The sequence below is a fragment of the Microbacterium sp. ZOR0019 genome (assembly GCF_000800925.1).
Lineage (GTDB): Bacteria > Actinomycetota > Actinomycetes > Actinomycetales > Microbacteriaceae > Microbacterium > Microbacterium aurugineum.
On record NZ_JRKC01000070.1, the window covers coordinates 1 to 9,248 of the forward strand.

At 67.4% G+C, this 9,248-nt stretch carries 11 protein-coding genes; 4 read left to right on the forward strand and 7 right to left on the reverse strand.

Going from position 1 to position 9,248, the window contains the following annotated elements:
• Window positions 1–488 precede the first annotated feature (488 nt).
• From L978_RS14340 to L978_RS14370, 7 genes are all read right to left on the reverse strand, one after another.
• Window positions 489–728 carry a hypothetical protein gene (locus tag L978_RS14340; RefSeq protein WP_047523982.1) on the reverse strand — a complete coding sequence of 80 codons (240 nt, stop codon included), beginning with the start codon at window positions 726–728 and terminating at the stop codon, window positions 489–491.
• A gap of 37 nt (window positions 729–765) precedes the next feature.
• Window positions 766–1,782, reverse strand: a complete 1,017-nt coding sequence (locus L978_RS14345; protein ID WP_047523983.1) for a hypothetical protein — start codon at window positions 1,780–1,782, stop codon at window positions 766–768.
• A gap of 738 nt (window positions 1,783–2,520) precedes the next feature.
• Entirely contained in the window at window positions 2,521–2,853 is a 333-nt protein-coding gene (locus L978_RS14350; protein WP_052193781.1) for a hypothetical protein, read from the reverse strand.
• A gap of 35 nt (window positions 2,854–2,888) precedes the next feature.
• Window positions 2,889–3,152, reverse strand: a complete 264-nt coding sequence (locus tag L978_RS14355; RefSeq protein WP_047523984.1) for a hypothetical protein — start codon at window positions 3,150–3,152, stop codon at window positions 2,889–2,891.
• 10 nt (window positions 3,153–3,162) lie between these two features.
• Window positions 3,163–4,635: a MinD/ParA family ATP-binding protein gene (locus tag L978_RS14360; RefSeq protein WP_047523989.1), complete on the reverse strand. Its 1,473-nt coding sequence runs from the start codon at window positions 4,633–4,635 to the stop codon at window positions 3,163–3,165.
• Between the two features lie 22 nt (window positions 4,636–4,657).
• Window positions 4,658–5,662 (reverse strand): phage tail tip lysozyme, encoded by a 1,005-nt coding sequence (locus L978_RS18425; protein ID WP_052193784.1) that lies wholly within the window; start codon window positions 5,660–5,662, stop codon window positions 4,658–4,660.
• Between the two features lie 61 nt (window positions 5,663–5,723).
• The gene (locus L978_RS14370) at window positions 5,724–5,987 is read right to left on the reverse strand and encodes a helix-turn-helix domain-containing protein (protein ID WP_081997074.1); all 264 of its coding nucleotides are present in this window, start codon (window positions 5,985–5,987) and stop codon (window positions 5,724–5,726) included.
• 147 nt (window positions 5,988–6,134) lie between these two features.
• Here L978_RS14370 and L978_RS14375 point away from each other — a divergent pair, with 147 nt between their 5' ends.
• The 4 genes from L978_RS14375 to L978_RS14390 form a co-directional block, all read left to right on the forward strand.
• Window positions 6,135–6,761 carry a DUF6668 family protein gene (locus tag L978_RS14375; RefSeq protein WP_231555073.1) on the forward strand — a complete coding sequence of 209 codons (627 nt, stop codon included), beginning with the start codon at window positions 6,135–6,137 and terminating at the stop codon, window positions 6,759–6,761.
• On the forward strand, window positions 6,758–7,069 hold the full coding sequence (locus tag L978_RS14380; protein WP_047523986.1) for a hypothetical protein: 312 nt from the start codon (window positions 6,758–6,760) through the stop codon (window positions 7,067–7,069). Before L978_RS14375 ends, L978_RS14380 begins: the two co-directional genes overlap by 4 nt.
• A gap of 12 nt (window positions 7,070–7,081) precedes the next feature.
• Entirely contained in the window at window positions 7,082–7,828 is a 747-nt protein-coding gene (locus tag L978_RS14385) for a hypothetical protein (RefSeq protein ID WP_047523987.1), read from the forward strand.
• 1 nt (window position 7,829) lies between these two features.
• A partial coding sequence (locus L978_RS14390; RefSeq protein WP_047523992.1) for a hypothetical protein occupies window positions 7,830–9,248 on the forward strand: 1,419 nt, incomplete at its 3' end.

A 9,248-nucleotide genomic window follows, 5' to 3' on the forward strand; every position in this document is an offset into this window, starting at 1 on the left:
AGACTACGCCGCTGCGGCGGCCGAAGCGCGCGCGATCGCGGCCGAGGGCGTCGCCGAGGGGCTGCGCGAGGGCAGCGCGGAGCTGCGTGCGGCGCTGGCTTCTCTCACGCCGAAGAGCAAGTGAGCTGCGCTGTCCGAGGCCCGGCGTAGTCTGGGCGATCGACAGCCCGCCCCCCGGGGTGTCCAAAGCGGCGGTTGCCGGCCTCGTGCCGGCGGCCGCCGCTTCGTCATAGGCCGAGGAGGCTGTCTGACCACATGGGGTGCAGGGCACCGCGGCGCTTCACGATGATCTTGAACCGGTCGGGCTCGACGTCGAGCCACACGGCGATGAGGTCGCGGGCCTGGCTCTCGACCTCGCGGAGGCTGAGCGCCTGTGAGACTGCGCCTGGGCCCAGATCCGGGACTCGGATGTGCCACCATCGCCCCTCGGGATGAACGGTGACTAGGTAGGGCCGGCGCTGCACTCTCGATCGCATAAGAGAGCGACGTTACTCCGTAGCCGGCTGATAGTGCCACGTCACTTCGTAGATCTCATAGGGGGCCCATTCCTGGTGAGGCATGATCCGGGAGTACCCGCGCCGCGCATCGCCGATCGCGTTGGCGTCGTCTTCGGCTGCGTACAGCAGCGCGCGGGCGGCCGCGAGAATTGAGTAGTGCTGTCGGATCCGGGCCGTGAGGTGGTCTTCCCAGTAGATGCAGTAGCGCACGGGCGGCTGAGGATCCGGCATGTCGATACCGTATCGACGCCGGCCGGTTGCGGCATCGTCAGAAGGGCAGCTCACCGTCGTACTCCGTGGCCGGTGCCGTGGATCGGATCTGCGGCGGGCAGTCAGGGCAGGGGCGGACGACGGTGTAGCCGGCCTCGGTGACGCTGTTGATCCATCCGTGGCCGTCGCACTGCGAGCCGCCGCATGGCTGCGGCCGCGCAGCGGCTCCATTGTGTGATCCATCGTCGTTGCGGCCGCCCGTCAGGGCGGTGTGGAGAGCGGGGGAGTGCAGGACGGATGCCAGCAGCGCTTTCAGCAGCCCGAAGGGCGATCGGGCCCGCTCCCAGCGGCTCACGCCGATCCGGGCGGCCTCGTCGGTCAGCGCAGCCGCCAGGGCGGCCGGCTTCCAGCCGGCCGACTCGTAGGGGGCGAGCTGAGCGGCGATCTGTCCGGGCCGGATGCCGTCGAATAGGATCGAGAGCGTCGATTGCGCTAGCAAGTCTCCGGCGAGGCCGGCTCCTGGTCGTCGTCGACGTCTCCGCCCGGTCTCCATTGTCGTTTCCTCAGCCTCGGACGCGGTAGCGGCCGCTAAGGGAAGAACTTTGAGAAGGTGACGGACGGGGGAAAAGCGAGACCCTACGGGTAGGTGGCCGAAGCATTCGATGTGTGGAAGAACCTGGGCGAACTCGCCAGGCACCGGGATCGCAACGGCGGCGCGGTGGCGGGCGGTGAGCACGGTCACCGCGTACAGGTTCGGGATGCCGCGCTGCTGATGTCCTGGGGCGGCCTCGATGAGCGCCAGGCGCTCGGCGCGGGTCAGCTCACGGCCGCGGTACAGCTCGACGAGGATCCCGATGCGGACGCTGATCGAGCGTGCGCGCCGCACGGTGCGCTCTGAGCGGCCGACACGGGCCGCGGCGACGGTCTGGCTGGTTCGGAGCCCGCGGCCGTTGCTGTCGGCGTCCAGGGCGTCGTTGACAGCGATCGCGTACCACGTGTCGACGGCGATCCCCTCGGCGCGGCAGAGCTGCGCGACGTAGGGCTGCGATGCGAGGGCGTGGATGATGCGCAGCATGCTCGCGCGGCCAGGAGAGGCCGGCACGGCCCGGTTCAGCTCGCGCGGCACGTCCGGGGCGCTGACGCCGTTCGCGCGCTCAGGAGCGCGTGTAGCGCGCCTGAGCGACGCCAGAGAGCCGTCCGTGTGCCTACGGGCGCGAGAACGCCGCTCGTAGGCATCCTGCGCCCATGCAGCGGGTCCGGGGCCCGTGTGTCGTGGTTGCGATCTCGACACGCCGCTAGCCCTAGGGATAAGGCTTGAATTTCGGGTAGCACCGGCTACCATAGGGTCATCTCCAAACTGGCAGGTTCGGGGGTACAACGAAGGTCCGGTGCTCGACCGGTTCTTCCTCACATCGCCTAGATCTGGTTCAGTCGCCAAACTTCAGTCAGATCAGGCACAAGAGCTTCGAGGCCCGCCCCTGGCGGGCCTCATCTCGTTAAGCGGCGTCGATAGGCAGCACCCCGTCTTCGGCGTCCGGGTTGTCAGGCAGCCATGAGGGCCGATTGGGCCCGTCGACCTCGACGCTCGCAACCATGCGGTCGAAGAGTGCGCCGGCTGAGATCCCGGAGCGGAGCGCTATCGCGTTCCAGCGGTCTCGGGATCGTTCCTCGATCTTCCAGCCGGCGGTAACCGGCTTACGCCGGGTTCCGCGGGGGAGTCGTGGGGCTGCCATGAGATGAACATACGGGTAGCGCTAGCGTTAACGCCAGAGCGACACGCCGTGGTTCAAGTGCAGCTTGAAGGCGGCGGCCTCTACCAGGCGTCGGTGCGGTTTTCGAGGCGTTGGCAGGCTCCTTGCCAGAGCCAGCAGCGGAGGGTTTCGCCGTCGACGTCGAGCTGCACGCCTACGGCGTCGGCTGTCCAGCGCATGACCTGGACGACGGCCTGTACGTCGACGTATCCGAATTGGAGCCAGGCGAGGGCCCAGAGCTTCACGCCGGCCGGCACGATGGTGATGGGCCGGGCGTCGAGGCGGAGCTGCACGGAGCTGAGGGAGCGGAGCGTGCCGTGCGTGCGTGCATCGCGCAGCTCTTTCTCCTCGCGCCGCTGTCCCGACAGGTGCGGGTAGCGCTTGTTCGTGCCCACCGCGACATCATCGCGGTGGGCACGGACGCTGGGTGCTACTTGGCGGCGCGGACGGCCGCGTGGAACGCGCTGAGCGCTCCGGCGGGATCGGCGACGCCGTAGTCTTCGTTGCCATGCTGATCGATCGGCACGTAGAGGTCGGGGGCGTTTGCGTTCGTGAGGAGGATGATGAGCCGGACGGGGGAGAGCGCGGTGTAGTCACCCTCGTTGCTCGCTGCGCTGACCGTGATGATGTGGTCAGTGTTGACGAGGTGGCTGCTGGCCTTCGTGCCGTAAGGACGAAGCTTGATGAGGGACATGAGATTCCTTTCAGAGTCCGCGGGCAACTGCGGCTGCGGCTGCGAGCCAGGCCCGCTGTGTGTTGGGGCGCATGGCGTCGAAGTGGATCTTGCCCGCTTTCAGAGCCGGGTCGAACGGGATGACGACGACGGAGCGCACGTGCGGCTGGAACAGGTCGGTGATGCGGCGCGCTTCCACGTAGTCGTCCGGCTTCCAGCAGCTCACGACGACGACCGCGTTTTCGGCGAGGCGGGCGCCGTGTTCGTCGCGCTCCGCAATCGTCTGCAGGGTGCGCGAGCCCAGCTCGGCGCGGTCTTCGCCGGTTGTGGTGGCGATGACGAGCTGGTTGGTCAGCTCGATCATCGCTCGCCAGTTCGCGGCGCGGGCGGTGTTCCCGGAGTCCATGATGAGCATCCGGTAGTACCGGGCGGCGACGTGGTGGGCGCGGCGTACTTCCTCGGCCTGGATCTCGTGGTCGCCGAAGTCGTTCTGATCGGACCAGAGGACGTCGTAGCGGTCGGCCTGCTGGTGGTGCACGTAGCCGGCGATGAGGCCGTGGCTCTGGCCTTCGTTGAGGCGGTCCTCGTCGCGCAGCAGATCGAGGACGCTCGCGCCGTGTGGCTCCTGGTCGGTTCTGATGGGGAGAGTCCCGCTGTTCTCGTTGTTGTCCCACGCGAGGACGCCGCCGCCACCGTAGCGGCCGAACACGGCGGAGAGCGACGCCACGGTGGGCGTCTTGGCACTGCCACCCTTGCGATTCACGACGGCGATCGTGCGAGTGCCGGGCCAGTGCCGGGAGACGGCCGCAATGTCGGCGCGCTCAGCGAGTTCGGCGGCGGACGGCTGCGACTTGATGCCGATGCGCGTCAGGAGCCCACGCACGCCCTTCACCGCAGGGTCGGGGCGGGCGTCGTCGACGAGGAACGTCGTGTCGCGCAGGCTGCGCCGCGTCAGGGCCACCTGGTCGCTCTTCGTGTCCTTGATGAATACCGGCATCTGGGGCACTCCGGCGATGGTCGTCACGGTCGTTGTACCGTGCCCGGGCGCGGGAGTCGGGAACGAGTCGACCGGTGCGGCGGGCAGAGCCGCTGCCGGGTCGAGCTGCGCGTCATCGTTCGGGTGGATCGGCACGACGTTCCCGCCGGCCGCCTCGACGAGCGCTGCGTGGCTCCCGGGCGCAGTCGGGGCCGGAGAGGGTGTCGGCGGCACACTGCGCGGTGCTGCCGGCGCAGTGCGCTCAGGCGCGGTCGTGTCGGGGTGCGTTGTGCCGTCTGGGGTGAAGATGAGCGGCCACGTGCCGGACGGATCGGTGACGGTGCCGCGCACCGGTCGACCGATGCGGCGAGCCGTGTCGGTCGCTATCGATCGAGCGTGCTCGCGTGCCGCGGCGACGTCGCCAGCCTGCACGGGATGCTCAGCGGCTCCCGTGTTGACCGTGCCAGTACCGTCAGCGGCGATCACGATTTCGATGTGCGGCCAGGGAGATACCTCGTGCAGGCTCATCATCAGTTCCTTTCGAAGGGGGCTAGTGGTTCGGTGCGAGTGGGCCGAAGTCGATCCCGCGCTCGGCCATGAACGGGCGCGGGTCAATGGGTGCGCCGATGATGTGGATTTCGAAGTGAAGGTGACAGCCGTACGACCGCCCGGTGTCGCCTTCCTCGCCGATCTGCTGGCCGGCTGCGACCTCCTCGCCCTGGGAAACTCTGAGCGCTCCCCAGGGCATGTGTCCGTACAGGGTAGATACGCCGTCCGTGTGGTCGATGACCACGGCATTGCCATAGCCGGCGTACGATCCGGCGATGCGGACGGTGCCGGCCTGTGCGGCGAAGATCGGTGAGCCACAGCCGGCGGGGAGGTCGATTCCTGCGTGCAGTCGTCCATCCCGCTCGCCGTATTCGCTGGATGCGGCGGTGCCGGGGGCGGCGGGCGATGTCCAGCCGTCGAGGCCGACGGTCGGGTTCGTGCCGTCGCAGGTGGGCAGGCCCGCGATGTCGAGCGTGTAGAAGTGGTCGGCGTTGTCCATCCGCTGCTCGATTTGATCGTTGCCGGAGATCTCGAACTCGTCATCCCAGAACTTCGCCCACTCGCGCGGCGTTTTCGGCGAGCTGGCAAGCATCGCCTCTGCCACATCGTTGTGGCTAGTGGCCAGCTCCTGGGCGAGCCAGAGCATCTGGGTCGTGGCGTCATCCCAGGACGTACCCGCCGTAGCAGCGAACTGCTCGAGTCCGGTCTTGCGTCCGCCGAGCCACTGGAAGAGCCCGGATGCGCCGATGGAGTTGACAGCGGAGGGGTTGAAGCCCGATTCCTGCATGACGTTCCCGGCCACGCCTGCGGCCTGCTCACGGTTCATCGGCTTGCCGTCGAGCGCTTCGAACGGGTACACCATGAGCCACTTCATGAAAGCAACGGCTTTGTCGTCGTCGGTCCCTGTGAGGACCAGATCGGTCGCCTTCCCTCCGCCACTGGTGGAGCAGTCCTCGGCGGCCCCGAACCCCACCAGTAGCAGGCTGAAGAGCAGTACCAGGATCATCCCTGGTACTGCTGCGACCGCGAGCCCCCCGTTTTTCATGCTTCCCCCCGGATCTGCATTGCTACTCTTTGCCGCCACCTAGGTTGCGGTTGGCGAGCATCGTGGTCTTGAGCTCGTCGCGGAGCACGTGCCACGTCGCCCCGATCTTGTAGCCGGGGATGGTCCCGCGGTTGAGCCAGACGTAGACGTTCTTCTCGCTCATGTGGAACAGCTCGGCGACGTCCCTGACGCTGAGCATGTCTGGACGGCCCTCGAAGAGCGCGTCGAGCGCGTCGGAGGACTTGCCGTCACTCACGGCAGGATCCTCGACGGTCGTGCGATGCATGCCGACAGACTAGACGAAACGGAGGAAAAGGGCAAAGAGTGGAGTAGATATCGGGAAATAGACATATTTAGACCGATCGGGTAGGAAACGGTGTAGGGTGGACGCGAAGCGTCTGCTTCCCATTATCTGAGAGAGGATGACGGGGTGATGACAAACCCGTGGCTGACTCAGCCGACAGAGCCGGATCCGCATGAGGCTGCGCCGGCCGCAGCTCCCGTGCGGGCGGCGACGGGCCCGACCGCCCCGCAGCGGGATATGACCATTGAGCCGGCACGCCACGCGCTGCCCATCGTCGACCGGTGGGAGACCGCCGAGCTGTGGTGGGTCGGTGCGCATGGCGGGTCAGCCGAGACGTCGTTGGCGGGCCTCGTGCCGGGCTGGGTGGCCGCTGGCCATGCCTGGCCGAAGCCCTTCGACGGCACCCGTGCGCGGGTCGTACTGACCGCTCGCACGAGCATGGGGGGACTCCTAGCCGCGCAGGCAACGGCCACGCAGTGGGCAGCGGGCGTCGTCCCGCACGTCGATCTGCTCGGCCTGGTCCTGGTCGCTGACGCCCCGGGACGGATCCCGAAGGCGCTGCGCGCCTTCGGGCAGGTAGTCCGCGGCGGGGCTCCACGCGAGTGGAGCGTCCCGTGGATCGAATCGTGGCGGTTGGGAGAGTCGTTGGCTCTCGATGCCGCTCCGCGTGAAGTTCGTCGACTCGTCGAGGAACTTCACGCGCTCATTGAAGCCGGTGCCGGAGGGGCATCGACGACCGGAAGGAACACAGCATGAACCTGATCGACACGGCGGTGGTCAAGCTCGTCTCGAGAGTGCCGCAGGCGCTCCCGAGCCCGTGCCCGACCCAGCCGCCCGGGACCGCAGGCGTCACCGACATCATGGGCTGGGTGATGTGGGGAGGCCTGGTCCTCTGCATCATCGGCATCATGGTCGGCGGCGCGCTGATGTGGACGCAGTCTCGCCGCGGCGAGGGCAGCGACAACATCAACAAGATCCTGTACGGCTGCCTCGGCGCGATCGTGATCGGCGCAGCGGCGGGCCTCATCGGCTTCCTGGCCGGCGGCGCGAACGGCTGCGCGTAAGGGGGCTCCGACATGGCTACGGAAGACGAAGAGAAGAGCCCGTTCACACGGCCCGGCTTCATCATCTCGGCGGGCCTGGTCGTGGCGCTTGTTGTAGTCGGGGTCATCGTGGGCATCAGCGTCGCTCAGAAACCTGATCCCACCGCATCACCCCAACCCACCGCCTCCGAGCCGGCCCCTAGCACCGCCCCGACCCCCACGGAGGGGGACGCGGGCGGTGCTAGTGTTTGCGGGCTCAGTGGTGAAGTGCTGGAAGGCACACTCACGAACGTTCCGGACGTCGACGAGTGGGTCTACCAGGGGACGACTGCCTACCCGACGTCGACGAAGTATGGGCCGGGGATGACAGCTCCCGAGGGATACCGCTACTGCTTCCAGCACTCCCCGGAGGGTGCAGCATTCATGGCTGCGACCGCAATCGCCCAAGGTGGAGACCCGACAGTTAATGCCGCCTGGGTGAACTACGTCGTACCCGAGGGCCCCTACCGCGATCAGTTGCTCAGCAGTGCGGGGCAGGGCGGGACAACGCAGGGAATCCGCATGGATGTCCGCGGAGTCCGCTTGCTCTCCTACACCGGAGACACGGCCCGGGTTGACCTCGGGATCTCAGGGGCGAGCCAGGGCAAGACAATCAACGCCTCTGTGGTGTACGAGCTGGTCTGGCAAGACGGCGATTGGAAGCTGAACGCTGAGACACCGACCCCGTTCGATTTCGCCGCAATCCCCAACCTGTCCAGCTACACCCCGTGGGGGCCGTGACATGGCCTGCGATCTTCTTCACCTCAACGAGTGTGTTGGGGATGTTGTCGATTCTGCTGTCGGCGACGCAATCAACAACCTGGCCACCGCGTCCGCAGAGTTCTATGGCACGGCCGTATCGGCGGCAGGAACGGTGTGGGCCTATATCGGTACGCCGGTCATCCAGGGCGACAGCTCAGGATCAGTGCCGTCATCCCCAACCGCCCCTGCGGGGTCTGAGGCGATCTCGACGGTCATGGGCTACGTGATGTGGATCTGCATCGCGGCGGCGATCATCTCCACGATCGCACTCGGGGCGATCTTGTGGACGCGATCGCGCAAGGGCGAAGGTGGTTCGCTCGGCGGGCGCGCAGTGATGATCCTGGGTGGAACGATCCTCATCACCGCGTCGAGCGCTCTCGTCTCCGGTCTGGCAACAACCGCGACGCCCGCCAATGCGGGAGGCACCGTCTATTTCCTCCAGGAATCGCTGTGGTGGATATCAGGCGCGGCCGCGATCGTCTCGGTGATGATCGGTGGCGTTGCGATGGCGTGGCAGCAGCGCGCGCAGCCGGGTATTGAGGTCGTACGCTCGCTCCTCACCCTCCTGGTTGTCTCGGGCGCTGGTGTTGTCATCGTAGGAATCCTGGTCGCGGCTGCTGATGCCTTCTCCATCGGGTTGCTGACCAAGGCTCTCGACTGTGGGGAGGGTGGGCTGATCGCAGTAGATGCCGGTACGGGCGAGACGTGCTTCGGGCGCAACATGATGCTCCTGGTGCCGCTTCTCTCGTCCAGCGGCCTCGGGGCGCTCGTCATCATCATCCTGGGTGTCATCGCCGGCCTTGCATCGCTTGCCCAAATCGTGCTGATGGTGGCACGGAGCGGGATGCTCGTGATTCTCACGGGGATCCTCCCGCTCTCTGCCTCGTTCACGAATACGGAGATGGGCAAGACGTGGTTCAAGCGGTGCGTCGCGTGGCTGACGGCAGCCATTCTTTACAAGCCGGCCGCCGCGCTCGTTTACGCAGCGGCGTTTCAACTAAGCGGAGCGAACGTGTTCCAGAAAGACGGTACGGGGCTCGTGTCGATCGTCGCGGGACTCATGCTAATGATCCTGGCCCTGTTCGCTCTGCCGGCGCTGATGCGGTTCGTGACTCCGCTGGTGGGCGCGACGGCGGGCGGCGCGGCGGGGGGAGCTATGGCGGCCGGCATGGTCGCTGCTCTGCCGACTGGGGCCGCCCAGGTTGGCCGTCTTGCCGGCGGCGGCGGTTCGTCCGGTGGGTCCGGGTCTACCGGCTCGGCGGGGCCCACGGGCGCGAGTGGTAGCTCTGGCACGGGTGGCGCGTCGACTCCGCCTGCTGGTGCTGGCGCAGCCGCGTCCTCGGGCGCGGGCGCTGCTGGCGGAGCTGCGGCCGGCGGTGGAGCTGCGGCCGGTGGAGCT

Coding starts and splice junctions, on each gene's coding strand:
- L978_RS14340 (WP_047523982.1), bottom strand. CDS start 728: ATGCCGGATCCTCAGCCGCCCGTGCGCTACTGCATCTACTGGGAAGAC.
- L978_RS14345 (WP_047523983.1), bottom strand. CDS start 1,782: ATGCTGCGCATCATCCACGCCCTCGCATCGCAGCCCTACGTCGCGCAG.
- L978_RS14355 (WP_047523984.1), bottom strand. CDS start 3,152: ATGTCCCTCATCAAGCTTCGTCCTTACGGCACGAAGGCCAGCAGCCAC.
- L978_RS14360 (WP_047523989.1), bottom strand. CDS start 4,635: ATGAGCCTGCACGAGGTATCTCCCTGGCCGCACATCGAAATCGTGATC.
- L978_RS18425 (WP_052193784.1), bottom strand. CDS start 5,662: ATGATCCTGGTACTGCTCTTCAGCCTGCTACTGGTGGGGTTCGGGGCC.
- L978_RS14370 (WP_081997074.1), bottom strand. CDS start 5,987: ATGCATCGCACGACCGTCGAGGATCCTGCCGTGAGTGACGGCAAGTCC.
- L978_RS14375 (WP_231555073.1), top strand. CDS start 6,135: ATGACAAACCCGTGGCTGACTCAGCCGACAGAGCCGGATCCGCATGAG.
- L978_RS14380 (WP_047523986.1), top strand. CDS start 6,758: ATGAACCTGATCGACACGGCGGTGGTCAAGCTCGTCTCGAGAGTGCCG.
- L978_RS14385 (WP_047523987.1), top strand. CDS start 7,082: ATGGCTACGGAAGACGAAGAGAAGAGCCCGTTCACACGGCCCGGCTTC.